20 protein-coding genes and 1 pseudogene are annotated in these 24539 nt (G+C 74.3%); 6 read left to right on the top strand and 15 right to left on the bottom strand.

The genetic code is table 11. From position 1 onward, the window contains the following. Position 1: 1 nt before the first annotated feature. The 5 genes from rpsN to ACWCYY_RS29865 form a co-directional block, all read right to left on the bottom strand. On the bottom strand, positions 2-307 hold the full coding sequence (gene rpsN / locus ACWCYY_RS29845) for a 30S ribosomal protein S14 (protein ID WP_345288419.1): 306 nt from the start codon (positions 305-307) through the stop codon (positions 2-4). Continuing rightward, positions 307-543 carry a 50S ribosomal protein L28 gene (gene rpmB, locus ACWCYY_RS29850; protein WP_449797793.1) on the bottom strand — a complete coding sequence of 79 codons (237 nt, stop codon included), beginning with the start codon at positions 541-543 and terminating at the stop codon, positions 307-309. The genes rpsN and rpmB overlap by 1 nt, the downstream gene beginning before the upstream one ends. A 72-nt stretch (positions 544-615) precedes the next feature. Beyond that, positions 616-1902, bottom strand: coding sequence for an MFS transporter (locus tag ACWCYY_RS29855; RefSeq protein ID WP_345288422.1), 1287 nt, complete (start codon positions 1900-1902; stop codon positions 616-618). Next, a complete protein-coding gene (locus ACWCYY_RS29860; protein WP_345288424.1) occupies positions 1899-2459 on the bottom strand; it encodes an ArsR/SmtB family transcription factor in 561 nt (186 codons plus the stop codon). The genes ACWCYY_RS29855 and ACWCYY_RS29860 overlap by 4 nt, the downstream gene beginning before the upstream one ends. 71 nt (positions 2460-2530) lie before the next feature. Further along, positions 2531-2893: a hypothetical protein gene (locus ACWCYY_RS29865; RefSeq protein ID WP_345288426.1), complete on the bottom strand. Its 363-nt coding sequence runs from the start codon at positions 2891-2893 to the stop codon at positions 2531-2533. Positions 2894-3114: 221 nt separating this feature from the next. Here ACWCYY_RS29865 and ACWCYY_RS29870 point away from each other — a divergent pair, with 221 nt between their 5' ends. The 3 genes from ACWCYY_RS29870 to ACWCYY_RS29880 all read left to right on the top strand — a co-directional run bounded on the left by ACWCYY_RS29870 (position 3115) and on the right by ACWCYY_RS29880 (position 5013). Further along, the gene (locus tag ACWCYY_RS29870) at positions 3115-3393 is read left to right on the top strand and encodes a hypothetical protein (protein WP_345288427.1); all 279 of its coding nucleotides are present in this window, start codon (positions 3115-3117) and stop codon (positions 3391-3393) included. Positions 3394-3452: 59 nt separating this feature from the next. Continuing rightward, the gene (locus tag ACWCYY_RS29875) at positions 3453-3821 is read left to right on the top strand and encodes a hypothetical protein (RefSeq protein WP_449797794.1); all 369 of its coding nucleotides are present in this window, start codon (positions 3453-3455) and stop codon (positions 3819-3821) included. A 247-nt stretch (positions 3822-4068) separates the two neighbouring features. Beyond that, on the top strand, positions 4069-5013 hold the full coding sequence (locus tag ACWCYY_RS29880; protein WP_380149753.1) for an RNA-binding protein: 945 nt from the start codon (positions 4069-4071) through the stop codon (positions 5011-5013). A 7-nt stretch (positions 5014-5020) separates the two neighbouring features. Here ACWCYY_RS29880 and thpR read toward each other — a convergent pair whose 3' ends face one another. From thpR to ACWCYY_RS29900, 4 genes are all read right to left on the bottom strand, one after another. Then, positions 5021-5605, bottom strand: coding sequence for an RNA 2',3'-cyclic phosphodiesterase (gene thpR / locus ACWCYY_RS29885; protein ID WP_380149752.1), 585 nt, complete (start codon positions 5603-5605; stop codon positions 5021-5023). Positions 5606-5690: 85 nt separating this feature from the next. Then, the gene (locus ACWCYY_RS29890) at positions 5691-6368 is read right to left on the bottom strand and encodes a response regulator transcription factor (protein WP_380149751.1); all 678 of its coding nucleotides are present in this window, start codon (positions 6366-6368) and stop codon (positions 5691-5693) included. Continuing rightward, positions 6365-7594 (bottom strand): sensor histidine kinase, encoded by a 1230-nt coding sequence (locus ACWCYY_RS29895; RefSeq protein WP_449797795.1) that lies wholly within the window; start codon positions 7592-7594, stop codon positions 6365-6367. The genes ACWCYY_RS29890 and ACWCYY_RS29895 overlap by 4 nt, the downstream gene beginning before the upstream one ends. A 96-nt stretch (positions 7595-7690) precedes the next feature. Further along, positions 7691-9880 (bottom strand): MMPL family transporter, encoded by a 2190-nt coding sequence (locus ACWCYY_RS29900; RefSeq protein WP_380149749.1) that lies wholly within the window; start codon positions 9878-9880, stop codon positions 7691-7693. 245 nt (positions 9881-10125) lie between these two features. On the opposite strand from ACWCYY_RS29900, the gene ACWCYY_RS29905 reads away from it, so the two are divergent. Beyond that, the gene (locus ACWCYY_RS29905; RefSeq protein WP_380149748.1) at positions 10126-10452 is read left to right on the top strand and encodes a nuclear transport factor 2 family protein; all 327 of its coding nucleotides are present in this window, start codon (positions 10126-10128) and stop codon (positions 10450-10452) included. Positions 10453-10512: 60 nt separating this feature from the next. Next, complete coding sequence (locus ACWCYY_RS29910) at positions 10513-11301, top strand: DUF4253 domain-containing protein (protein ID WP_449797796.1); 789 nt, start codon at positions 10513-10515, stop codon at positions 11299-11301. A 91-nt stretch (positions 11302-11392) separates the two neighbouring features. On the opposite strand, the pseudogene ptlI reads toward ACWCYY_RS29910, so the two are convergent. The 5 genes and pseudogenes from ptlI to ACWCYY_RS29935 all read right to left on the bottom strand — a co-directional run bounded on the left by ptlI (position 11393) and on the right by ACWCYY_RS29935 (position 21749). Further along, positions 11393-12778: pseudogene (gene ptlI / locus ACWCYY_RS29915) on the bottom strand (pentalenene oxygenase). A gap of 65 nt (positions 12779-12843) precedes the next feature. Further along, positions 12844-13188: a gamma-glutamylcyclotransferase family protein gene (locus ACWCYY_RS29920; RefSeq protein WP_449797797.1), complete on the bottom strand. Its 345-nt coding sequence runs from the start codon at positions 13186-13188 to the stop codon at positions 12844-12846. A 143-nt stretch (positions 13189-13331) separates the two neighbouring features. Beyond that, positions 13332-14252, bottom strand: a complete 921-nt coding sequence (locus tag ACWCYY_RS29925; protein WP_449797798.1) for a transporter substrate-binding domain-containing protein — start codon at positions 14250-14252, stop codon at positions 13332-13334. Between the two features lie 478 nt (positions 14253-14730). Next, the gene (locus tag ACWCYY_RS29930) at positions 14731-19275 is read right to left on the bottom strand and encodes a polymorphic toxin-type HINT domain-containing protein (protein ID WP_449797848.1); all 4545 of its coding nucleotides are present in this window, start codon (positions 19273-19275) and stop codon (positions 14731-14733) included. 203 nt (positions 19276-19478) lie between these two features. Beyond that, positions 19479-21749, bottom strand: coding sequence for a trypsin-like serine protease (locus ACWCYY_RS29935; RefSeq protein WP_449797799.1), 2271 nt, complete (start codon positions 21747-21749; stop codon positions 19479-19481). A gap of 302 nt (positions 21750-22051) precedes the next feature. On the opposite strand from ACWCYY_RS29935, the gene ACWCYY_RS29940 reads away from it, so the two are divergent. Next, the gene (locus ACWCYY_RS29940) at positions 22052-23155 is read left to right on the top strand and encodes a BadF/BadG/BcrA/BcrD ATPase family protein (protein WP_345288856.1); all 1104 of its coding nucleotides are present in this window, start codon (positions 22052-22054) and stop codon (positions 23153-23155) included. A gap of 7 nt (positions 23156-23162) precedes the next feature. Here the strand turns inward: ACWCYY_RS29940 and ACWCYY_RS29945 are convergent, their stop codons facing one another. After that, complete coding sequence (locus ACWCYY_RS29945; RefSeq protein WP_449797800.1) at positions 23163-24470, bottom strand: hypothetical protein; 1308 nt, start codon at positions 24468-24470, stop codon at positions 23163-23165. Positions 24471-24539: the final 69 nt, after the last annotated feature.

A 24539-nucleotide genomic window follows, 5' to 3' on the forward strand; every position in this document is an offset into this window, starting at 1 on the left:
GCTACCAGCTCGCCTTCCGCACGCCGGGCAGGTGGCCCGCGTGGGCCTCCTTGCGCAGGTTGATCCGGGAGAGCCCGAAGGCCCGCAGGTAGCCGCGCGGGCGGCCGTCCACCGCGTCCCGGTTGCGCAGCCGGGTGGCACTGGCGTCGCGCGGCTGGCGGTCCAACTCGGCTCGGGCCGCGGCCCGTTCGGCCTCCCCACTGCCGGGGTGGGTGATCAGCCGCTTGAGCTCGGCACGCCGTTCGGCGTACCGGGCGACGGTCGACCGGCGGCGGGCGTCCTTGGCGATCTTGCTCCGCTTGGCCATCAGACCTTCCCTCCCCGGGCGCGGATCCGGGCGACGGCGGCCTCGACGCCGATCCGGTCGACGGTCTTCACGGCGGCGGCGCTGAGCGTCAGCCGCACGTGGCGGCGCTCACCGGCGAGCCAGTATCGGCGGCGCTGGATGTTGGGGTCGAAGCGGCGCGGCGTGCGGCGGTGCGAGTGCGAGATCGCACGGCCGAAGCCGGGCTTGCGGCCGGTCAGTTGGCAGTGGGCGGACATGGCGGGACTCCGTCGGTCGCCGGGATGGGGCAGGACCCGGTCCACGCTACACTAATTGAAAATGATTTCCATCTAGCTGCCGTCGGCACCGCCGGCCGGCAGGTCACGGCGGGACTTGAGCGGGCCGATCAGGAGGGTCAGCGGAGAGGCCGCCATCGCGGCGGCGACCAGCCAGAGGGTGGGGCGCAGGCCGACGGCCTCGGCCAGGGCGCCGCCCAGCAGGCCGCCCAGCGGGATGGTGCCGAAGTTGAGGAACATCATGCCGGCGCTGACCCGGCCGAGCAGCGGGCGCGGGGTGTAGAGCTGGCGGAAGCTGCCGCGGATGACGTTGCTCACCACCGTGCCGAGGCCGATCATCAGCCCGCCGCCGACCAGCAGGGCCAGCCGGGGGCCGGGGGCGGCCAGCGGGATCACCAGCGCGAACGGGACGGTGCCGAACAGCGCGGTCAGCAGCCCGCGCGCGGTCCCGAGGCGGGCGGCGATCCGGGTGGCCAGGGTCGCGCCGAGCACGCCGCCGACGCTGATGCCCGCCATCAGCAGGCCCACCAGGCCGGTGGGCAGGCCGAGTTCGCGGACCAGGAAGACCACCAGCACGGCCTGGTAGGCGATGAACGCCAGGTTGAAGAGCGCCCCGAAGACGGCGAAGACCCGGAGGTAGGGGTCGCGGACGACGAAGCGCAGGCCCTCGCGGATGTCACGGCCCAGCGCCGCGTTCTCCCGGCGCTCGACCGGCTCCTCCTTCGCGCGGATGCCGAGCAGGCAGAGGGTGGAGACGGCGAAGGTCGCGGCGTCGGCCAGCAGCCCGCCGAGGACACCGAGCAGCTGGGCGATCGCTCCGGCCAGGCCCGGCCCGGCGACCTGGGCGAAGGCCTCCGAGCCCTGCATCTTCGCGTTGCCCGCCGCCAGCTCCTCGGCGGGCAGCAGCGAGGGGAGGTAGACCTGGTAGGCGGCCTGGAAGAAGACCCCGGCGGTGCCCAGGAGCAGTGCGGTGAGGGCGAGTTGGGTGAAGGTCAGCACGCCCAGCCAGGAGCTCGCCGGGACGCTGACCAGTAGGGACATCGAGAGCAGGTTGCAGCCGGCCATCAGCGGGCGCCGGGGCATCCGGTCCACCCAGGCGCCGGCGGGCAGGCCGACCAGCAGCCAGGGCAGCCAGGTCATGGCGGTGAGCACCCCGACCTGGAAGGCGGAGGCGTCGAGCACCGTGACGGCGGCGAGCGGCACGGCCACGCCGCTGATCCCGCTGCCGATCTTGCCGGCGGTCTCGCCGAACCAGAACAGCCGGAAGTCGCGGGCGGCGTCCGGCGCACGGGGCGGGGCCGGAGCCGGAGCCGGGGCCGGTGAGGTCGTGGTGGTGGTCACGGCTGGGCCGGCATTCCGTACGAGAAGACCAGGACCGACTGCCGCTCGCGCCCGTCGTCGGGGATCTCCCGCGTCCCCCACTTGAGTTGGATCGCGATGATCTCCCGCGCCATCTCCTCCAGCTCCTCCGGGGTGAGCATCAGCCAGCGGTCGGCGACGAAGGAGGTGTCCACCCACTCCTCGGGCTGCTCCCCGAGCAGCCACTCGCGCGCGGCAGTGGTGTGGCGGTCGAGCAGCATCGACTGGACGGTCTGGGAGACGAGCGCGGCGGCCGGATCGGCCGCGAAGTCGCTCCGGTTCCACGAGAGGTTCGCCGAGGAGCGGCGCCACCAGCGCTCCCGCTTGTCGCGGGCGAGTTCGGGTGCCTCCTCGATGATCCCGGCGGCGCCGAGCACGCGCAGGTGGTGGCTGACGTTGCCGACCGCCTGGCCGGTCCGCTCGGCGAGGGTGCTGGCGGTGGCGGGACCGTAGGCCCGGAGGATGTCCGCCAGGCGGCGGCGCAGGGGGTGGGCCAGGGCCGAGAGGCGCTCGGAGTTCTTGATCTGATCCTCTGTCATACGACGATCCTGGCATGCACAAGAGGCATTGTGCAATGCCTCTTGTGCATGCGTTCCCAGCTGCCGGCCGGTCAGCCGCCGAGGATGCCGCCCTTCTGGAACTGGTCGACCGGCGCGTTGCTGCAGGCGTTCTTGTTGCCGAAGTCGGCACCGACGCCGGTGGCGTTGGGCACCGCGCACCGCAGGTCGACCATCACCAGCGGGGCGCCGTTGCTGTTGATCACGCCGTTCTGGGAGCCGACCAGGGTGTCGCCGAAGTGGTTGCCGAAGGTGCCCTCGGAGGGGCCGCCGTTCTCGTACATCCGGTAGGCGTCGATGGCCTGACGGGCGTTGTCGTTGGTGTCGGCGCCCATGGTGGTGGCCGCGGTGGCGGTGCCGGTGAGCGAGACGGAGGCGGAGACGGCGAGCGCGGCGCCGGCCAGGAACTTCTTCACGGGTTGCTCCGATGCGTAGGAGGGAGGGTGACGAGGCGTCGACAGTCGCAACGGTGAGCGAGTCACTGGGTCACCGTCGATTCGCCCGGGCGGCGCAGGAACGTTCTGCCGAACGCATGAGCCCTTTCTCCGGACGGATGTCCGTCAAGTCACCTCCCCCCGATTCCCTCGTTCCGGTAGGGCAACGGCTCCACCAGGAGCCCGGAGATTCGGGAGCACCCATGAAGAAGGTCCTGACCGGGGCCGTCCTGGCCCTCTCCGCCGCGGTGTCGATCGCGAGCCCGGCCATGGCCGAGGGCACCTACGGCAGCCACTTCGGCGACACCCTGGCCGGTTCGCAGAACGGCGCGGTCAACAGCAACGGCGCCCCGCTGGTCGACGCCGACCTGCGCTGCGCGGTGGCCAACGCGACCGGCGTCGCCGGCGTGTGGGGCAACGAGAACGTCTGCAACGAGGCGCAGGTCGCCCAGTTCCAGAAGGGCGGCGTGCTCGGCGGCTGACCCTCCCTCGACTCCCGTCCCCCACCGCCGCATTCACACCCCTCACCCAGGAGAACACCATGATCAAGAAGGTCCTGTCCGGTACCGCCCTCGCCATGTCCGCCGCCGTCGCCGTCGCGGCCCCCGCCTCCGCCGCCGAGTGCATGGGCATGGAGACCCAGGAGAGCGCGCAGGGCGCCATCAGCTCGTACCAGATGCACGGCGGCGACACCACCGCCGGCGAGGGCACCTTCGGCAACCACTTCGGCGACACCCTGGTCGGCTCCCAGAACGGCGTGATCAACAGCAACGGCGCCCCGCTGGTCGACGCGGACCTGCGCTGCCTGGCCGACAACGCGACCGGCGTCGCGGGCGTCTGGGGCAACAAGAACGCCTGCAGCGAGGCCCCGGTGGACCAGTTCCACAAGGGCGGCGTGCTCGGCGGCTGACCCCTCGTCACCGCGCGGGGGCCCGGCCCGCTCGATGGGTACGGGCCCCGGCCCCCGCGCGGACAGAACTCCTAGGGGCTGTCTCCTTGGTGGGGTCGGATCAGCGGGCGTCGCTGGGGTGCGTGCCTCGGCGCCGCCGAGGAAGGAGTCCATGCGGAGCATCGGCGACTGACGAGAAGGTGGCGAGGTGCGTGCCCCGGCGGCGCCCGCCCGGCCCCACCAAGGAGACAGCCCCTAGGATGGCCCGATGCCCGAGCTCCGCGTCCACCGAGTGACCAAGTACGACCCGGCCGACCGCAACGAGCACGGCTGGTACGAGGGCCCGCTCGACATCGACTGCGACGAGGGCCCGATCGAGGCCGCGTACCTGGAGAGCGCCGCCGCCTTCGCGCGGGCGGCCGGGGTGGAGCGGCTGACGGTGCGTGATCCGGGTGGGATCACGATCGACGACTGGACCGGGCCGACCGCCGGACGGACCGGTGCGGCCGGCCTGTTCGCGGAGCCGACCGACTTCCACGACGGCGCCGAGGTGGACCTCGCCACCGGCGTGGAACTGGTCCGGGCGATGCTGCGGGGAAGCGGCGGGTGGTGCCGCCTGGAGGACGGCGACCGCTTCTTCCTGCACGTCGGGTACGACCTGTACATGTACGTCGGCACGACCGGTCCGGTCGGGCCCGGGGTCGAACGGGCACGGGAGCTCGGCCTCTTCCCCGAGCCCCTCGACGAGTCGCCGTACGCCCCCGAGCCGGACGGGAGCGCCGCCGAGACGCCGGCCGACGCGGGGTACTGGGAGCGGCTGGAGCGCGCGGTCGCGGCGGGCGAGGTACGGCTGCTCCAGGAGTACTTCGCGGGGAACGCGGCGCGTTGGCACCGGCTCGCGGACCGGGACGACGTGGCAGCCGTCCGCGCCCGTCTCGTACCGCGGTCGCGGCTGTCCGCCTGGCCCTCGCTGTTCGGCGCCGGACCGGCCGAGGTGCTGGCAGGGCTCGACCCCGAGGGCTACCACTGCCTCCTGGTCGAGCACCCCGGCGGCGTGCTCAGCGGGCGCTGGGTCGACCTGGAGGACGCCCAGGACACCGCCGCGCTCGACGGGGCGGTCGGGCTGGCCGTCGTGCCGGACGGGCCCGGGGTGCTGCCCGACGCGGTGCTGCCCGACGCCGACGGCGTCGTCCGGGTCCGCGGCTTCGGGTGACGGGCCGTCACGAGGGGGCGGCGAAGGGCCAGGCCTCGATGTCGCGGTAGTAGATGCGGCCGGGCCCGCGGCCGATGTTGCTGCCGACCAGGTGGAGACGGTCGGTGGCCCAGGTGCGGCCGCTGAAGCCGGCCAGGGTGGCGGCGGCCTCGGCGATGCCGGTGCGGTCGTCGCGGCGGGCCCGGGCCAGGGTGAGGTGGGGGCGCAGCGGGCGGTCGGGGAAGTCGACGCCGCAGGACCTGACCAGGGCCCGGACCTCGGTGGCGAGCCGGTGGAGGCCGTCCAGCTCGCCCTCGACGCCGCTCCAGAACGTCCGGTCGTCGAACTGGCCGCCGCCGCGCAGGGCGAGCCGCAGGGCGGGGCGGGATCCGGCCGTGCCGGAGAGTGCTGAGCGCAGCAGGGGCACGGTGGCGGTGGGGAGTTCGCCGAGGAAGGCCAGGGTGATGTGCCAGTCCTCGATCCGGTTCCAGCGCAGCTGTGGGTGGGCGGCGTAGGCGGGGCCCAGCGCGCGGGCGAGTTCGTCCTTGGCCTCGTCGGGCGGGGCGAGCGCCACGAAGAGGCGCCGGGTCGGGGGCTCGGGGTGATCGTCCACCAGGACATTCCAGCACCTCGGGCCTGCGGACCCGCCGAGGCCCCGGCTCGCGGAGGGCCGCGGGCCCCGGCACGGGAGGGCGCCGTCAGGCCGGGCCGGTGGGCGGGACCAGCCCCGACTGGTAGGCGATGGCGACGAGTTGGGCGCGGTCGCGGGCGTCGAGCTTGGCCATGGCGCGGTGGACGTGGGTGCGGACGGTGAAGGGGCTGACCACCATCCGTTCGGCGATCTCCTCGTTGGTGAGGCCGGTGGCGGCCATCGCCATGACCTCGCGTTCGCGGGCGGTGAGGACGGCGAGCCGCTCGGAGGGGAGGGCGGCGGGGGCCGGGCCCGGCTGGGCGAGCAGGCGGTCGATGACGGCGCGGGTGGCGGCGGGCGAGAGCAGGGCCTCGCCGGCGGCCACCGTGCGGACGGCGGCGAGGAGTTCGGCGGGGGCGGCGCCCTTGCCGAGGAAGCCGCCGGCCCCGGCCCGCAGCGCCTGGGCGACGTACTCGTCCTCCTCGAAGGTGGTGAGGATGAGCACCCGGGTGCCGGCCAGCTCCGGGTCGGCGCAGATCTCGGCGGTGGCGCCGAGGCCGTCTGAGCCGGGCATCCGGATGTCCATCAGGACCAGGTCGGGCTTGGTGGCGCGGGCGAGTTCGACCGCCTGGCGGCCATCGGCGGCCTCGCCGACCACCTCCATGTCCTCCTCGGAGTCGATCAGCATCCGGAAGGCGCCGCGGAGCAGCGCCTGGTCGTCGGCGAGCAGCACGCGGATCGTCATGCGGGGCCGTCCTTGTCGTCCAGAGCGGTCACGTTGCCCGTGCGCAGGGGGAGTTCGGCGGTGACCACGAACCCGCCGTCCGGCCGGCGCCCGGCGGTGAGTCGGCCGCCGACGGCGGAGGCCCGCTCCTGCATGCCGATCAGTCCGAAGCCGCCCCGCCCGGCGGTGGCGGCGGTGACCGGGAGCGCGGCGCGGCCGCCGGGTGCGGGGCGGCCGTTGGCGACGGTGAGGGTGAGGCGGCTGCCGCTGTAGGCGAGGGTGATCCGGGCCTCGGCGCCGCGGGCGTGCTTGGCGACGTTGGTCAGCGACTCCTGGAGGATCCGGTACGCCGTCAGGTCGATGCCCGGGGAGAGCGGGCGGGCCTCTCCCTCGACGGCGAGCCGGACGGGGAGGCCGGCCCGCTCGAAGGTCTGCAGCAGGTCGGAGAGGCGGTCGAGGCCGGGGGCGGGTTCCAGCGGGGCGGGCTCCTCGGTGCTCCGCAGCAGGCCGACGGTGGCGCGCAGTTCCTGGAGGGCGGAGCCGGTGGCCTCGGTGAGGTGGCTGAGCACCTCGCGGGCCCGGTCGGGGTGACGGTCCATCAGGTGGACGGCGATGCCGGCCTGGGCGTTGGCCAGGGCGATGTGGTGCGCCACCACGTCGTGCAGGTCGCGGGCGATCCGGACGCGTTCGTCGGCGACCCGGCGGCGGGCCTCCTCCTCGCGGGTGCGTTCGGCCCGTTCGGCGCGCTCCTCGATGGCGGCGAGGTTGGCGCGGCGGTTGCGGATGGAGTCGCCGATGGCGCCGGGCAGCAGGGACCAGGCGAGCACGCCGAGGCGTTCGGCGATCGGACCGCCGGGGCCGTAGGCCAGGGTGATGCCGGTGAGCAGGGCCGCGGTGACCAGCGAGGCGCGCAGCGCGGTGGTGCGGTCGGTGCGGACGGCGAGGAAGTAGAGCGCCAGCAGCAGCGGGGTGGCCAGCGCGGGGGTGAGCTTGGTGCTGGTGGCGGTGAGGAAGGTGGTGCAGAAGAGGGTGACCACGACCACCGCGCGCGGGTACCGGCGGTGCAGGAAGACGGCGGCGGTGGAGAGGGCGGCGACGGCCACGGTGCCCGCGCCCGGCGCCTGGTACCGGCCGCCGTGCTGATCCACCGTCAGGCCCAGCGCCATGACCCCGACCAGGGTGGCGCCGCCCACGGCGTCGAGCAGCCGGGGGTGGTCGCGGCGCAGGCGCTGCCACAGGTCGCTCACGGGTATCGCGCTCCGGTCGGAAGGGGTGGGCCAGGCTGCCAACGGTAACCCTCCGCTCCCGCACCGACGGTGGGGAGCGGAGGGCGTTTCACACGGTCAGACGCGGACCGGCTCCCGCTCCGGGGCGGGCTCCGGGTCGGCGGCTACGAGCTTGCTGCCCTCCACGTCCACGTCCGGGAGCACCCGGTCGAGGCCGCGCGGCAGCCACCAGGCCCGGCGGCCGAGCAGGGCGAGCACGGCCGGGACGATGGCCATCCGGACCACGAAGGCGTCGAAGGCGACGGCCGCGGCCAGGCCCAGCCCCATCATCTTGATCATCGGCTCGCTCATCCCGATGAACCCGGCGAAGACCGAGATCATGATGAAGGCCGCGGCGGTGACCACCCGGGCGTTGTGCCGGAAGCCGGTGACGATGGCCTCCTTCGGGCTCTCCCCGTGCACGAAGCCCTCGCGGATCCGGGTCACCAGGAAGACCTCGTAGTCCATGGCCAGGCCGAAGACCACACCCACCAGGAAGATCGGCATCATGCTCATCACCGGGCCGGTCTGCTCGACCCCGATCAGGTTGGCCAGCCAGCCCCACTGGAAGACGGCGACCACGGCGCCGATCGCGGCGGCCACCGAGAGCAGGAAGCCGAGCGCCGCCTTCAGCGGGACCAGCACCGAGCGGAAGACCAGCAGGAGCAGCAGCACCGCCAGGCCGACCACCACGGCGAGGTACACCGGCAGGGCGTCGGTGAGCTTCTGCGAGACGTCGATGTTCATCGCGGTGGTGCCGCTGACCAGGACGGTCGCACCGGTCTCCGCCTTCAGTCCGTCCGCGTGGCCGCGGATGGCGGTGACCAGGTCCTTGGTCGCCTCCTCGGCCGGGCCGGTCTTCGGGACGGCGTTGACCAGCGCGGTGTCCCCGGCCGGGTTGAACACCGGCGGGGCGACCGCGGCCACCCCGGGCAGGCCGGAGACGGTCTTCGCCACCGTCTCCGCCGCGGCCTTCGGGTCGGGCGCGCCCTTGGCGTCGACCAGCAGGGTGAGCGGGCCGTTGAAGCCCGGGCCGAAGCCCTCGGAGAGCAGGTCGTAGGCGCGGCGCTCGGTGGTGGAGGTGGGCTTGGACTCGTCGCCCGGCAGGCCCATCCGCAGGTCGAGGGCGGGGGCCGCGAGCACGCCGAGGCCGATCACACCGCCGAGCAGCACGGCGAGCGGGCGGCGCAGCACGAACCGGGCCCAGCGGGCACCGCCGTTCTCGCCGTCCCCCGCCGCCCGGCCCTTGCGGACCTTGCGCGGCAGCACCCGGTGGCCGAGGAAGCCGAGCAGCGCGGGGACCAGGGTGAGCGCGACCAGCACCGCGAGCACCACCGTGCCGGCGGCGGCCAGGCCCATCTTGGTGAGCATCGGGATGTTCACCACGGAGAGCCCGGCCAGCGCGATCACCACGGTCAGCCCGGCGAACACCACGGCCGACCCGGCCGTCCCGACCGCCCGGCCGGCCGCCTCCCGCAGGTCGCGGCCCTCGGCCAGCTCGGCCCGGTGCCGCGAGACGATGAACATCGCGTAGTCGATGCCGACCGCCAGGCCCAGCATCATCGCCAGCGTGCCGGTGGTGCCGGACAGGCCGAGCGCACTGCCCAGCGCGGTGATCAGCGCCATGCCGAGGCCCACCCCGACCAGGGCGGTGAGCAGCGGCAGCCCGGCCGCCAGCAGCGAGCCGAAGGTGATCACCAGGACGACCGCGGAGAGCGCCATGCCGATCGCCTCGCTGCTGCCGCCGGCCTCGCCCTTGGTCATCAGTGCGGTGCCGCCGACCTCGACCTTCAGCCCGGCGTCCCGGCCGTGCTGGGCCGCCTGCTCCAGCGCGGCGGTGGCACCCTCGGACAGCTCGCCCGCCTTGGCCGCGTAGCTGACGGTGGCGTAGGCGGTGGTCCCGTCCTGGGAGACGGTCCGCGCCTGGAACGGGTCGACCGCGCCGGTGACCTGCTCGGCGTGCGCCAGCTCGCCGACCGTCCGCTCCACGGCCTCCTTGGCCGGGCCGGCGGTGATCTTCTGCCCCCCGGGGGCGACGAACACCAGCCGGGCCTGGGCGCCGTCGGCGTGGCCGCCGGGGAAGCGCTCGTTCATCAGGTCGAAGGCCTGCTGCGCCTCCGTGCCGGGCATCGAGAAGCCGTCGTCGGGCGCGGCGGGCGCCTTGGCCGCGAGGACCCCGGCCCCGGCCAGCACGGCGACCCAGATCAGCGTCACCCACTTGCGCCGGTCGAAGGCCCAGCGGCCCAGGCGGTACAGGAACGTGGCCACGGGGTGCGGCCTCCTTCGGGTTCGGTGCACGGTCGCGGAACGCGCCGCGAGCGGCCCGCCACCATCCCGGCACGGTCCGCCCGCAGCGTCCTCCATCCTTCGCGGCCGGCCCCTCCCCCGTCGTCGTCGCTGCGCAGGCACCTCCCGTACTGCGTCCGCAGTACACCCCCGCCCACCACCCGGTACCTCCGGAGTAACACCCCTCCTCCTAGGCTGGCTGCCCGCCCCTACCGAAAGGCCACCCCGTGACCACCCCCCAGGAGGTGGTGGAGCGTCAGCTCGCCGCCTACAACGCCCACGACATCGACGCCTTCACCGCCACCTACGCCGAGCACGTCGTGGTCAACCGCCGCACCGGCGACCCCCTCCACGGCCACGAAGCCCTCCGCGCGGTCTACGCCCCCCAGTTCGCCGCCGGCCGCTGCCGCGCCGAGATCCTCGGCCGCCTCACCGAGGGCCCCTGGGTGGTGGACCACGAACTGGCCCACGGCGTCGCCGCCGAACCGGTCCGCGTCCTGGTCGCCTACCACGTCCGGGACGGCCTCATCGACCGCGTCGACTTCCTCGGCTGACGCCCGCTCGGGCACCGCCGGCGAAGGGGCTGTCGGCGGGCTGCGCTAGCGTGCGGCGGCATGATGGCCGATCTTGTCGCCGAGGTGGGCGGGCTGCTGCCGCCCGGGGAGTTCGTGGACGGCGTGGACGGCGGGGACGGGCCGGTGCTCTGGGTGAGTGCGGGGCCGACCACCGTCAGCCGGTGGGGGCGGATGCTGGAGGAGCATCCCCGGTCGGGGCTGTGGCCGCTGCTGCTCGACACCGAGGTGCCGGGCGAGACGGGGCGGCGGCCGTGGAACGACGGGGAGTTGCGGCCGGGGACGGCGTCGCGGCCGGATCTCTACGATCCGGGGCGGCTGATGGCGCGGTGGTGGGACGAGCACCTGGCGGAGGAGGCCTACCCGGGGACGACGGCGCCGTTCGGGGCGGTGTGGCCGGGGCCGGCGCCGAGGGGCGCACGACGGGAGAGCCCCGAGGAGGCCGCGACGGCCGTCGCGCGGGAGGTGCTGGCGCGGCGCCCGCACTGCCCGCTGGGCCTGGTCGCCGCGGAGTCGGGCGCCGAGGCACTGGCCCTGCTGGGCTGGGACGGGGTGGCGGACCGGGAGGACGACACCGGTGCCTACGCCGCGGTGCTGGCGAGTTGGGAGGACCGCTTCGGCGCCCGGCTGGTGTCGGCGGACGCGTCGGAGTTGGTGGTGAGCGTGGCGGCGCCCCCTCCGACGGAGCAGGCGGCGCTGCGCGTGGCGGCCGAGCACTTCGCCTTCTGTCCGGACAACCTGTGGCAGGGCTCGGAAGGGACCCTGCCGCGCTACGCCGCCACCCTCGTCAACTCCCGCACCTGGACGTTCTGGTGGGACCGGTGGCGCTGACGGCCGCCGGCCGGCCCGCCGCTGTCCGGCCGGTCCGCTACGCCCCGCTCACCCCCTCCGCACTCCCGTGCACCGGCTCCTCGACGCGGGCCTACGGACGGGCCGTCAGGCGCAGCCGCAGCCGCCGCGGCCGGTAGACGGTGGCCAGCGGCACGGCGCGGACGTCGGCGTCCTGCTCGGGTTCGAGCCGCCAGCGGCTCAGCACGGTGGCCAGGGCCAGGGTGGCCTCGGTGCGGGCGAAGAGGTCGCCGAGGCACTTGCGGGCCCCGGTGCCGAAGGAGGTGAACGCCTGGCGGGCCTGCGGGGACTCCTCCTCCGGGAGCCAGCGGTCGGGGCGGAACTCGTGCGGGTGCGGGAAGGCCTCCGGATCGTGGGCCACCGCCGCCGGGCTGAACACCAGGGTGGAGCCGGCCGGCAGCGGCACCCCCGCCAGCTCGGTGTCGGTGGTGGTCAGCCGGGTGAACAGCCAGCCGGGCGGGTGCAGGCGGAGGGTCTCGGTGATCACCCGGTCGGTCAGCGCCAGGGCCGGCAGGTCCTCCCAGTCCGCCGCCGCGCGGCCGCCCGGCACGGCGTCGATCTCCCGGTACAACTCCTGCGCCACCGAAGGGTGTCGGGCCAGTCGGTGGAGGGCTCAGACCAGGGTGGCGGCCACCGTCTCGGTGCCCGCCGCCATCACGGTGATCACCTGGTCGTGCACCTCGGCCTCGCTCAGCCGCCCGCCGTCCTCGTCCCGGGCGGCCAGCAGGGCCCCGAGCAGGTCCAGCTCCCCCGCGGCCTCGGGCGGCCGCCCGCCGTACCCGGCGATCAGACGCTGCGTCACCTCGTGCAGGTGCCGCAGCGCCGACCGGTACCGGCGGTTGGCCGGGGTCGGCAGGCGGCGCAGCGGCCCGGGCAGGAACATCTGGCGGAACAGCCCGTTCAGCACCGTGTCGAAGGCCCGCTCGACCCCGCGGGTGAGCTCCGGTTCGAGCGCGGTGGACCAGAGCGTCCGGGCCACCACCCGCAGCGCCAGTCCGTAGAACTCGGGGAAGGCGTCGATCACCTGGCCGTCCCGCCAGCGTGCGGTGGTGGCCTCGATCTCGGACCGCATCGCCCCGGCGTAGTGCCGCAGTTGGGGCCGGGTGAAGGCGCCCTGCATCAGCCTCCGCTGGCGCCGGTGGTCCCGGTGCGGGCAGGTGACCAGACCGTTCCCGGCCACGTCGCGCGCCCGGTCGTAGAAGACCCCGCCCTTGTCGTAGACCTGGTCGCCCGTCAGCACCCGGCGCAGCAGCTCGGGATGGCAGGGCACGTACGCGGTGGACGGGCCGATCCTGATCCGCACCAGGTCGCCGTGGGCGGCCAGGGAGGTCATGAACCGGACCGGACTGCGCATCATCTGCCAGGCGTGCCCGATCCCGGGCACCGCCCCGGGCGCCGTCCCGACCTCGAAGCCCTGCTGGGTCACCGCACTCCTCCTCGTCCTCGGAGCGCGCCGCACCCGTGCGGCGGCACGCCCTGAGGACTACATCGGCCGGTCGGCCGCACGGGTGAAGCGCCGGCCGGTCAGACCGCCGAGGAGGCGAGGTACACCCAGGCCCGGGTGCCGGAGGCGAGCACCACCTCGCGCCGGGCGTAGTCGTCCACCTCGTAGTCGTCCGCGGCGGCCAACTCCTCGTCGGTGACGGTGTAGACGCTGCCCTCGACCAGCTCCTCCGGGTCGTCCGAGGGCAGCACCAGCGGATGGTGGTCGGTGCCGCTGCTGGCGATCACCCCCGGGTCGGTGATCCGCAGCACGGTCATCCGGTGGCCGGGCAGCGCGTCCGGGCTGCCGTCCAACCGGCGCCCGAAGCGGTCGAGTTGGACCTGCTCCAGCTGCAGGGTGCCGTAGGAGAAGAGACGGTGGGACATCGCCGGGTACCTCCGTGGTCGCCGAGGGCGGGACGGTTCCGCCCGAACAGCCCGAACGCCCGTACCGGTCGGGCTGGTTCCCGGTACGGGCGTTCTGCGTCAGACAGGCCGCCGGACGGCCCGGCCAGCGGACCGGCGCGGCGTCAGTGGCTGCCGTTGACCACCGAGTTCTGGATCGCGCCCTCGACGAGCAGCCGCTTCTGCAGCACGGCGTCGTAGGTGCCGTCCAGGATCAGCGCGTTGACCGTCTTGACCAGTACGTCCCGCAGCTCCTGGTCGCCCTTGCGGACGGCGATGCCGTACGGGCGGGACTGCAGCTGCGGCCCGGCCAGGTCGAAGGTGCGGCCCTCGTCCAGGGTCTGGGCGTTGTGCTGGGCCTTGGGGTAGTCGGTGATGTAGACGTCGGCGAGACCGTTGCGGACGTTGGCCAGCGCCTCGTCGTCGGAGCCGGTCTCCAGCGCCTTGAGCGGCTTGCCGGCGTGCTCGCAGGCCTTCTGCTGGCGGATCATCAGGTCGTTGTGGGTGGTGCCCTTCTTGGCCGTCACCGAGTGGCCGCACAGGCCGTCGATGGTGTCGACGCCCTTGGGGTTCTTCTCCTTGACCACCATCCCGATCCCGGCCATGAAGTAGTCGACGAAGTCGACGCCCTCGTTGACCGGGGTGCCGTTCTTGTCCAGGCCCTGCTGGCGCTCACGGGTGTCGGTGATGCCCGACATGCCGATGTCGAACTTCTTGTCCAGCACGCCGGGCAGCACGTTGGCGAACGGACCGGCGTCGACGAAGTCGAACTTCACGCCGAGCAGGCGCTCCATCGCGGCGGCCAGGTCGGGGTCCAGCCCGTCCGGCTTGCCCTGGCCGTTCTTGAAGATGACCGGGGCCGCGGTGAAGGAGGCACCGACCTTGATCACACCGGCCTCCCGGTACCGCTTGGGCAGCTGGTCCTTGAGGTCGACCTTCTTGTCACCGGCACCACCGGACCCGCAGGCGGTGAGCAGCAGGGCGCCGATGACGGCTCCGGTGACGGCGTGGGTGCCACGGCTGGCGAGGCCCTTGTTCATGTTCATCCCGACGGATCGCGCGGTGCGGGGCCGGGCACGGCTTCGGCGGACACACCGCGGGCACCCGAACGGCCCCCGCGCCGATGGGTCCCTCCCCGTGCACGGCACTGCCACGGGAACGCTTCCGTCGACCGCCGTCCGACGAACTGCCGGACCGATGATAACCAGCATGCCCACGCCACCTCGCCCCCGGGTTCGTGCACCGTCAGGTTCCGCCGCACGTCCGCCCAGCTGGGGCGATGCACCGCCACGCGAGTTCACCCGGCTCTTCCAGGATCTTCACGAGCCCACGCCCGCCCGGCCCGCGCCCCGTGGACCGGACGGGCACCCCGGGGCCGTCCGCAGGGTCGCCCCGGGGCAGCTCCGAGGGCAGCTCCACGGAAACGGCGTACGGCCGGAGCTGGTTGCCCCGGCCGTACGCCGTCACGTGCACCGGGCTGCTGTCAGCCCGTCAGGTGCCGGAGGCCCGGCACCGCTGCCACACCTAGACCGGGAAGATCGAGGTGCAGACCCACTTCTTGCCGCCGTGGTCCCTCGGGTTGGCCACCTTGGCGAGCCGGACCCGGACCCGGGAACCCGTGTCCCGGACGGTGACGTCCGCCGTGTTCGGGCCGTTTGCCCTGTAGGACTTGCCCAGCGAGGTGACGTCCTGGCCGTTGAACTTCACGTTGACGTCGATCTCGAATTCCAGGAACTCGTCGTACGGGGGCTTGCTCGGGTTCAGCCAGTTGGCCACCCGCGGGTTGGCCTTCTGCATCGCGTCCCTCAGTGCGAGGTTGGCGTACTCCACCTTGGTGAACACGCCGTTGACGCCCTTGTCCACGGCCATCTGCCGCGCGGCCGCCTCGGTGGCGGTCCCCCCGGCACCCGAGGCGACGTGGTCGCGGAGCGTGTGCGCCCGCGGGTCGAACGGCGCCTCGTCGGCGATCAGGTTGAAGCAGTTGTGCGCGAGCACCGGGGCTCCGTCGCCCTGCCGGCCGCCGACGTAGAAGGTGTGCGGCCCGTCCACCGTGAGGTCGTAGACCGTCTCGGCAGCGGCCTCGGTGCGCCGGCCGGTGCCGGTCACCGGGTGCGCGGCACCGTCCCGGCCGACCAGGACGTCACCGGCCCGCAGGGCGCCCGCCTCCCGCCAGCCCGTGCCCTCGACGTACAGCAGGTGCCCGGCGGTGCTGGTGATCCGGCCGGTCCCCTCGACGTCGAGGTCGACCAGGTCGACGGTGTCGTGCCGGTAGGTGGCGGTCACCGTCCGGGCGCTGTCGGCGCCGGTGGACGGATCGGTGGACAGCAGCAGGTCGCCCACCCGTACGGTCTCGACGGTGCGGCGGGTGCCGTCGCCCGCGAGCACGGTGGTGCCGGCCGGGAAGCTGTTGGTCTCGCAGACCGTCCGCACGTCCCCGGCGATCTGCGTCTCGGTCTCCAACTGCCGTACCAGGGCCCGGTCGACGTTGGGGTTGTTGCGCAGGGCCGCGAGCGCCGCGTCCGCGCCGGCGCCGTCGCCCCTCAGCGAGTTGCGGAGGGCGAGGATCGCGTCGGCGCTCGCCATCATCTTGAGCTTCACCGCGTCGCTGTAGCCCTCCAGGGAGGCCTGCAGGGCGAGCTTGGCCTGCTCGATGCCGACGCCCGTCTCCAGGGCGAAGCGGAAGGCGACGATGCCCTTGGCGCCCTTGGCGAGGGTGCCGTAGGGGATGAAGTTCGAAGCCGCCCAGGCGCAGGGCCCGTTGAGGCCGAAGTTCTTGAAGCACTTCACGAAGTCGTCGGTCAGCATGTGCAGCAGCAGCCGCGAACTGTCACCCGACGCGCAGACGGGCTTCCCGCCCTGCGCGTTCTGACAGGACACCTTGAAGTGCTTCAGGTAGTCGCCGTAGGCGAGCTCGACGGTGGTCTGGTACTCGGTGTCGATCGACTGGGTCTGCAGGACGAGGGTGTCCCAGGTGGTGTACTTGCCCTGGCAGGCCGCGATCGAGAGGTTGGCCTCCGGGCAGGTCCGCAGGATGTACTCGATCTCGCCCTTGGCCTTGACGGTGACGACGACGTTGCAGACCTCGACGCCGGCGCCGTTCCTGTGCCAGGTCTTGGAGTCGGACTTGAAGAGCCAGCCGAACTCGGTGCCCGGGTCGTCCTGGACGCACTTGGACATGTCCTCGCGGACGATCTCCTGCTTCATCCCCTCCTTCTGGTGGACCTCGACGAAGGAGACACGGCCGTTCTCGTCGACGGTCGCGGTCTCGCTCTCGGTCCTGCCCTCGGCCGCCTCCTTCTGCTGCTTCTGCCAGACGATCTCGCGCGCCTCCTTGGCGGCCTGCTCGGCCTCCTCGGAGCTCTTCTTCGCCGCGGCGGCCGAGGCCTTCGCGTCGTCGGAGGACTTCTTCGCCTCGTCCGCGTACTTCTTGGCCTGCGCGGCGAAGCCCTCCGCCGCGCTGGCCGAGGCGTCGGCCCGGCGGACCGCGGCGTCGGCCGAGGCGGCGCTGTTCTGGGCCTGCCGGGCGTAGGCGGCCGCCTGCTCGGCGGAGGCCTTGGCCTGGCGGGCGGACTCGGCGGCCTGGGCGGCCCAGCGGTCGGCCTCCTGGGCCGAGGCGGTGGCCTTGTCCGCGTAACCCTGGGCCTCGACCTGGGCGTTGCGGGCCAGGGCGTAGGACTGCGAGGCCTGGGCCGCGTACTGACGGGCCGTCGACACCGAGCCGTCGATGCTCGCCAGGTAGGAGCTGACGGTGGCGACGTGGGCCCGGGTGTAGGAGTCCCGCTGCTGGGCCTTGGGCAGGCCGATCTGGAGGAAGGTCACCAGACCGGAGGCCGGTCCGGAGAGCGCCGCCTGCCCGGCGGCCTTGACCTCACCGCCGCCGGCCGTCATCGCCTGGCTGATCAGGACCCGGTTGTCGTCGTCCCGGGCCTTGTACTGACCCACCGCCAGGAACGCGCGGACGGCCTCGATGCCGCCGTCCAGTGCCTTGCTGCCGGCCTCCTTCACGCCCGGGCCGCCCGCCGTCATGATCTGCGACAGCAGCACCCGGTCGTCGTCGTCCTTGCCCGGGTAGGCACCGTTCAGGACGAACTCGTGGACCTGCGCGGTGGTGCCCACCGAGGCGGTCTCCGCCGCCAGCCGCTCGGCCGCCTTGGTCGAGCGCTGGGCGATCGTCATGGCGCTGACCCGGTCGTCGCGGTCGCGCCCCTGCGCCAGACCGCCGTTCAGGAAGGCGAGGACGTCGGAGTCCCGGCCCTCCAGCGCGGTCGCGGCCGCCGCCTTGGCCCACGGGCCGCCGGCGGTCAGCAGCTGGCAGGCGGCCTGCCGCCCCTTGGCCACGGCGACCGCGGGGGTGACCCCGGCGGCCGTCGCCTCGGCGAGCAACTGCTCGGTGGAGGCCGCCAGTTGAACGCTCTTTCCGGCCTCCCAGGCGGCGACCTTGGTCTTCTCCGCCTCGACCCGGGCGGCCTCCTCGGCGATCGCCATCTCGGCCGCGGCCTGCGCCGTCAGCCGCTCGTCGTCGCTGCGGCGGGAGAGGTCGGTGAGCTTGTGCGCCGACTCGGCGGCCTTCGCCGCGGTGTCGGCCGCGGCGTTGGCCTCGTTGGCGGCGGCCTGCGCGGTGTTGGCCGCGGTCGCGGCCTCACCGGCGTGGGCGGCCGCGGCGTCGGCGGCGGCAGCGGCGGCATCGGCGTGGCCGGCCGCGCGCTCGGCGGCGCGCTGCGCCTCGGCGGCGGCCTCGGCCGCCTCCTCGGCGATCCGCACGGTGATCCGCGCGGCCCGGCGGGCCTCGGCCGCGGCGGCCCTGGCCTGGTCGGCGGCCCGGCGGGCCCGGCCGGCGGCCTCGGAGGCGACGCCCGACTGGTTCGCCGCTTCGAGGGCGGCGTCGGCCGCGGCCGTCGCGTTGTCACCGGCGTCGGCCGCGGCCTTCGCGGCGGCGGCTGCCTGGAGCCCGGCCCGGCCGGCCCAGGCTGCGGCCTCGCCCGAGGTGCGGGAGTCGGCGGCCGCGTTGCGGGCCGCGACGGCCGCGTCCCGGGCCTTGCCGGCGTCCTTCTCGTTGATGGCCGCGGCAGCGGCGGCGTCGCGGGCCCGCGCGGCGGCGTCCCCGGCCTTGGTGGAGGCGGCCGAGGCGTCGGCCGCCGCGTTCGCCGCCTGCTGGGCCGCCTCGTTGGCTGCGGCGGCGGCCGAGGAGGCCGTCCGGGCGGCGCCGGCGGCGCGGCCCGCAGCGTCGGCGGCCCGGCCGGCCGCGTTGGCCGCCTTGCCGGCCTCGCCCTGGGCGAGCCTGGTCTCCTTCGCGGCCAGCTCGGCCGCCTCCTTGGCCAGCCGCGAGGCGTCGATCGCCCGCTTGGCCGCGTCCTCGGCGACCCGGGACTGCTCGCGCGCCCTGGTGGAGGCGTTGCCCGCCACGTCGGCCAGCTGAGCGACCGTCAGGGTCTCCCGGTCGTGCGCGGCGGCGGTCTGCCAGCCGTAGCGCAGGAAGGCCCGGACGTCCTCGGCCCCGCCGTCGAGCGCGGCCCCGGCCGCCTTCTTGACCTCCGGGCCGCCGGTGGCCATCAACTGGCTGAGCCGGACCTTGTCGTCGTCGTCGCGCTCCTTGAACTGACCCACGTTCAGGAAGCGGTTGACGTCCTCGATGGTGCCGTCCATGGCCTTGTTGGCCGCGGCCTTCACCCCGGGCCCGCCCATCGCCATGATCTGCGACAGCCGGACCCGCTGGTCGTCCTCGTACTGCTTGCGCGCCCCGCCGTCCAGCATCGCCCGCACCTTGGCGGCCGAACCGGTTTCCGGGGCCAGGGCCTTGAGGCCGGCCTCCCGGACGCCCGGGCCCGCCTCGGCGAGCAGCTGCTCCAGCCGCACCCGCAGGTCCTGCTCCTCGGCGGCCGCCCGGCCGCCGTTGACGAACGCCGTCACCTCGGCGTCCGAGCCCGCCAGCGCCGTCTCGGCCGCGCGGCGCACCAGCGGCCCGCCGGCCTTCCAGGCCGCCACGGCGGCCACCCGGTCGGCAACCGGGCCCTGGGCCGGCACGGTGTCCGCCAGGGCCGAAGCGGCCGGCACCCCCGCCACCAGACTCATCGTCAGCACGCCCGCGGCGGCTGCCCGCCACCGCGTTCCGCGTGCCCGTACTGTCACCCTCATCAGTCCTGCGCCCCCATCGGTTCTGGCCTTCTCCCTCGGGCACCCGTTGGTGCCGGGAACGCCGCCGGCCTCCGGGCCGGCGGCGACGGAGCCGGTGGTGCGGCGCGCTCGGCGCCGCACCACCGGCGGCTGTCAGCCGGTCACCTGGTGGCGGTGAAGTAGCCGGAAAGGTCGGCCACCGCGTGCACCTTGCCGCTGCTGACGTGCAGGGCGATGTCGTTCTGGCTCGCCGGGAACGGCTCGCCGTTGGAGACCACGGCCTGGGCCGAGAGCAGCGCGCCCGCCCAGAAGTTGATGTTGCTGGTGGCCGGACGGGCGGCACCGCTCGGGGCGAGGGTGAAGAAGCCCGCGCTCTCGGGGAGGACGGCCGTCACGTTGAGCACCGAGGCCTTGGCACCGGGCGGAGTGCCCTTGATGCCGGCCACCTGGCCGTAGCTGAGCGGCGCACCGCCGTTGAGGCGGGTGTCCAGCACCCGCTGCGGGGCGATCGGCCGGTAGAGACCGGCGCCGGTGGGTCCGTAGTCGCCGACGAAGTCCACGACCAGATCGGTGTTCGCACCGCTGTGGCTGTAGAAGGAGACCTTGCCGCTGGCACCGACCGGGACGATGACCTGGTTCGAAATGGTCTGGCCGGCCGAGTAGTTGAGGTTGGAGGTGGCGGGCCTGGTGGTGCCGGCCGGGAAGGCCGTCAGGTTGCCGCCGGCACCCGGGTTGGTGACGGTCAGGTTGAGCACCACGGCGGTCGCGTTGGCCGGCACGCCGTTCAGGCCGCCCACCTGGACGTCCAGGGTGGAGTAGGCGCCGACGGGCGTGGCGGTGGTGCGGGTGTCGATCAACCGTGCCGGGGTCCGGGCGGTGAACTTGCCGGTGGACTGGGGGCTGTAGTAGCCGAGGACGTCGACCACGAGGTTGACGTTGGCGGTGTTGGCCCACAGGTGGACGGTGCCGTCCACGTCGACGGGGGCGGTGACCAGGTTGGGCGCCACCTGACCGGCGGTGAAGTTGACCGAGGAGCCGGCCGGGCGGGCGGCCTTGGTCGGCCGGACGGCGACGAAGCCGGCGCTCGCCGGGCTGACAACGGTGACGTTCAGGACGGCGGCGGTGGCGCCGGCCGGCAGCTTCAGCGGGCTGGTGCCTGCCTGGCCGAGCTTGAGCTCCAGGGCGGTGCCGCCGGCCGGGTCGTTCTCCCAGGCGGTGCTGCCGGCGACCCGGGTGTCCAGCACGCGGGTGGCGGTCACCGGGGTGTAGCCGGAGGCGGCGTACTGGACGCCGAGCCCCTGGAGCCAGGAGACCAGGTCGTCCACCCGGGTCTGCGTGACACCGGTGCGGGTCTCCGTGACGCCGAGGCAACCACCCTGCCAGGAGCGGGTGTTGACGGCCACGACCTGCGTCGAGCCGTTGCTCTCGCGCAGCACCGGACCACCGGCGTCGCCGCGGCAGACGGTGGAGCCGTTCACGCTGCTCGCGGCGAGCGTGGTGGCGGTGGCCGAGTCGACCGAGAACTGCCCGGTGTGCATCTCGTAGGCCAGCCACCGGTCCTTGGCGCGGCCGTAGCCGGCCGTCTTCAGCACCTCGCCGGTGGCGGCGGCGGTGGGGGCGATGGTGAGCGGCATGACGCCGGTGACGGCCTTGGCCAGCTTCAGCAGCACCACGTCACGGTCGGCGCGCGGCACCAGCTCGGTGACCTCGACCTCCTGGACCAGCGGGGAGGCGATGTCGAGGCGGTCGATCGAGACCGTCGTCCTCGTCTTCGGCGCGCCGGCCGCCACCTCGATCGAGGTGTCCGGGGCGTCGGCGAAGCAGCTCTTGGCGGTGAGCACCCACTGCGGGTCCACCACCGTGCCGGTGCACAGCCGGGAGCCGTCCGCACCGGGCTTGCCGATGCTGACGGCGGTGACGGCCGGCTGGGCGCTGATCGGGCCGCCGATCCCGACCGGGCCGTCGCCGGTGGCGTTCAGCTCCAGCAGTACGCTCTCCGAGCCCGAACTCCCCTCGCCGACCGGGTTCCAGAAGTTCTTCTGGAGGTCGACGACCTTGGTGGTGCCGTCGGCGGTGAGCGAGGCCTTGATGGCGTGGTCGTCGGCCTTGATCTGGTAGACCCGCGGGATCTCCATGACCAGCCGGCCCTCGCGGCCGTTGACCTTGAAGCAGACCTCACTGGGCGTCAATGCCCGGCTGAGCACGTGCACCAGACCCGAACCCGAGGCGCAGTCGGCGAGCAGGAAGCGCCCGTCGCCCGACTTCAGGGTGATGCCGCGCTCGGCCAGGATCTGCGCCGCGCCCGGGTAGCTGTAGTCCTCCACCACGGTCGGCGGCACCACGGCCGCCGCCGTGGCCGGCACCGATCCGACCGCCACGGGTACGGCCAGCGCCGCGACCAGCGGCCATGTCAGCCTTCGCCCCACACGCACGATTGCTCCCAAAGAAGGCAGGCCGAGGGAGCACTCGTCCCCCGGCAAGTGACAGAAAAGCCCTGCGGACGCTACTCGTCGCCGATCATGGCCGCCACGCGCTCGATCCCGCCCCGCCCAGCCGATCTGACCCACCGTGAGCGAGCTGTCCCCATTTGCCCAGAAGTCATCCACCTGTACCCGCACACGACCTGACGTCGCGTCACGACTTCGGGTGAGACATGTCACGTTTGAACCGGGAGCTGGGCCTCCAGTGCGGCAGTGCCAGAATGGGGCACCGCGACACGAACGGGAGCGAACGAGTGGACCACGGACCGGCCGACACCTCCGAAGCGGTCCTCGGCATCGACGTCGGCGGCACCGGCGTCCGGCTCGCCCTCGCCCCGGCCGACCGTCCGGAGACCACCCTCCGCTCCCTCCGGATCCCCGCCCCCGCCCGGATCACCACCGGCGGCCAGGACGCCACCGCCCTCCTGGAGCGGCTGCTGCCCGCCCTCGGCGACCTGCTCACACCCGGCACCCGGATCGGCGCGGTGGCCGTGGGCGCGACCGGAATGGCCCTGCTGGGGCGGGAGTTGGCCGCCGAGCTGCCCGGCCCGCTGGCCCGCGCAACCGGCGCCCGCCGGCTCGTGCTGGCCAGCGACGCCGTCAGCGCCTACGCCGGCGCCCTCGGCCCCCGCCCGGGCGTGGTCGTCGCCGCCGGCACCGGCGTCGTCGCCCTCGGCCTGCACCCGGCCCTCTCCCGCGCGGACGGATCCGAACGTGCCCAGGACCACGGAGCGGCCCGCGGTCAGCAACCGCCCCGAGCGGCCGACGCCGCAACGGGCACCGGGGGCCTCGCCCTCCCGCACCCCACCGCCACCTGGCGCCGCGCCGACGGCTGGGGCCAACTGCTCGGCGACTGCGGTGGCGGATCATGGCTCGGCCGGGCCGGCCTCGAAGCCGCCCTGCGCGCCGTGGACGGCCGCACCGGCGGCTCCCCCGCCCTGCTGACGCTTGCCCAGGACCGCTACGGCCCGGCCGCCGGCCTCCCCGCCGCCCTGCAGACCCGGGCCGACCGCGCCGGTCTGCTCGCCGCCTTCGCCCCGGACGTGGCCACCGCCGCCGCACGGGGCTGCCCGGTCTCCGCCGCGCTGATCCGCCGGGCCGGCGAGGAGATCGCGGCCACCGCCGCGGCCGCCGCCACCGGCCTGCGCGAGCCCCGGATCGCCCTCACCGGCGGCCTGTTCAACCTCGAAGCCCTGCGCGCCGCGACCCTGGCCGCCCTCCCCCCGGACGCCCGCCACCACACCCCCGACGGTCCGCCGCTGCTCGGCGCGCTCCGCCTGGCCGCAGCGGCGACAACGGCAACGGCGGACTCACCCTGGCCGGTGAGCCCGCCCCTGCTGGACGTCCGCGGTCTGTGACCGGTCGTCAGGCGAAGCGCCCGCTCCGCACCGGCCCGGAGGACCGCACCCGGTCCCGGGTCGCACCGGCCCGGGCCCACACCCCGGCCACCCGCGCGGCGTACGCCGCCAGCAGCTCTGCGGAGTCGGCCGGGGCCTCCCCGTCGCCCGCGTCCGGCGTGCCGTCGGCCGCCACGATCGCCTCCGCGAGCTCCTCGGCGGAACGCCGGTCGGGCTCCGGCTCCGTCCGCTCGCCGTCCGCGTCGAAGCTCATCCCCGGCTCCCACGGCGCGACCACGGTCTGGGCCAGCAGGCCGCAGACGTCCGCCGAGACGATCGGGGTGTCGGTCCAGCAGGTGGCGTGCTCGTAGAGCACCTCGTCCGGTGCCCGCTCGTTCAACCGCGCGACCAGCTCCTGGTCACAGGCGTTGAGGTCGTACGCCACCACCAGTGCGCCCGCGACCCCCGGCCGGTACGGCGCGGCCGGCAGGTTGAACAGCGCGGCCGCCGCCAGCCCGAGCGCCCGGCTGCCCCGGTCCGGCAGCAGCGCGACCGAGGTCACCCGGCGCCCGGTGGCGTCCAGCACCACCCGCAGCCGCTCCAGTCCGAGCCGGCAGTTGTCGAAGGTGTCGCCGAGGTACGCGTACCGGCCGGTCATCCCGGCCCGGAAGCCGTACGGCGAGAGGGTGGCCAGCAGACCCCCCGTCAGCACGTGGTGCCAGCCCCGCAGGTCCTCCCCGTCCACCGGCGGGGCCGCCGCCGCCCGGGCCAGCGAGCGGGCGATCCGGTCGGCCGCCGGGCGCCAGTCCGGCGCCGGCTCCGCCAGCCGCTCGAACACCTCGCGGGTGAGCCCCAACTGCCCGTCCATCAGCGCGTTGAACGCCAGCAGGTACCCCTCCGGCCAGTCCGCCAGTCCGGCGCCCGCGGCCTGCTCCCGCAGCACCTCGACGGCCTCGCCGTGCCGCTCGCCGTCCTCCAGCGCGGCCACCAGCTCCATCAGCACCTGGCGCACCCGCCGGGTGTCCACCGGCCGGGTCCGCCCGAACAGCCCCCGCTTCGGCTCGCGGAGGACCGCCAGCGCCTCGCGCAGGGCCGGCACCGCCAACGCGGAGAGCCCGTGCTCGATGCAGGCGTAGCCGTAGTCGTACAGCGCCTCCGGGTCCCCGGCGTTCGCGGCCAACTGGGCTGCCGCGCCGCACAGTTCGTCGATCTCGGCCAGTCCGGCCAGCCGCTCCACCAAGGGCGCGAGCTCATCGGCCGGCACCTGCTCGGCGAGCCGCCGGAGCTCACGGGCCGCTCCGGGCAGGTCCTCGGCCACGAGCAGTTCCTCCGCCACGGCGAGATCAGGGTGCAAAGGTCTTCCTCCAGGGGATCCGACGGTGGGTCACACGGCCCGGTCACGGGC

Source organism: Kitasatospora sp. NPDC001664 (assembly GCF_053596675.1).

What these genes read in the sequence shown, in the direction of transcription:
- rpmB (WP_449797793.1), bottom strand. Translation starts at nt 543, where the DNA reads ATGTCCGCCCACTGCCAACTGACCGGCCGCAAGCCCGGCTTCGGCCGT.
- ACWCYY_RS29920 (WP_449797797.1), bottom strand. Translation starts at nt 13,188, where the DNA reads ATGTCCCACCGTCTCTTCTCCTACGGCACCCTGCAGCTGGAGCAGGTC.
- ACWCYY_RS29875 (WP_449797794.1), top strand. Translation starts at nt 3,453, where the DNA reads ATGATCAAGAAGGTCCTGTCCGGTACCGCCCTCGCCATGTCCGCCGCC.
- ACWCYY_RS29925 (WP_449797798.1), bottom strand. Translation starts at nt 14,252, where the DNA reads ATGAACATGAACAAGGGCCTCGCCAGCCGTGGCACCCACGCCGTCACC.
- ACWCYY_RS29880 (WP_380149753.1), top strand. Translation starts at nt 4,069, where the DNA reads ATGCCCGAGCTCCGCGTCCACCGAGTGACCAAGTACGACCCGGCCGAC.
- ACWCYY_RS29860 (WP_345288424.1), bottom strand. Translation starts at nt 2,459, where the DNA reads ATGACAGAGGATCAGATCAAGAACTCCGAGCGCCTCTCGGCCCTGGCC.
- rpsN (WP_345288419.1), bottom strand. Translation starts at nt 307, where the DNA reads ATGGCCAAGCGGAGCAAGATCGCCAAGGACGCCCGCCGCCGGTCGACC.
- ACWCYY_RS29930 (WP_449797848.1), bottom strand. Translation starts at nt 19,275, where the DNA reads ATGAGTCTGGTGGCGGGGGTGCCGGCCGCTTCGGCCCTGGCGGACACC.
- ACWCYY_RS29890 (WP_380149751.1), bottom strand. Translation starts at nt 6,368, where the DNA reads ATGACGATCCGCGTGCTGCTCGCCGACGACCAGGCGCTGCTCCGCGGC.
- ACWCYY_RS29910 (WP_449797796.1), top strand. Translation starts at nt 10,513, where the DNA reads ATGATGGCCGATCTTGTCGCCGAGGTGGGCGGGCTGCTGCCGCCCGGG.
- ACWCYY_RS29870 (WP_345288427.1), top strand. Translation starts at nt 3,115, where the DNA reads ATGAAGAAGGTCCTGACCGGGGCCGTCCTGGCCCTCTCCGCCGCGGTG.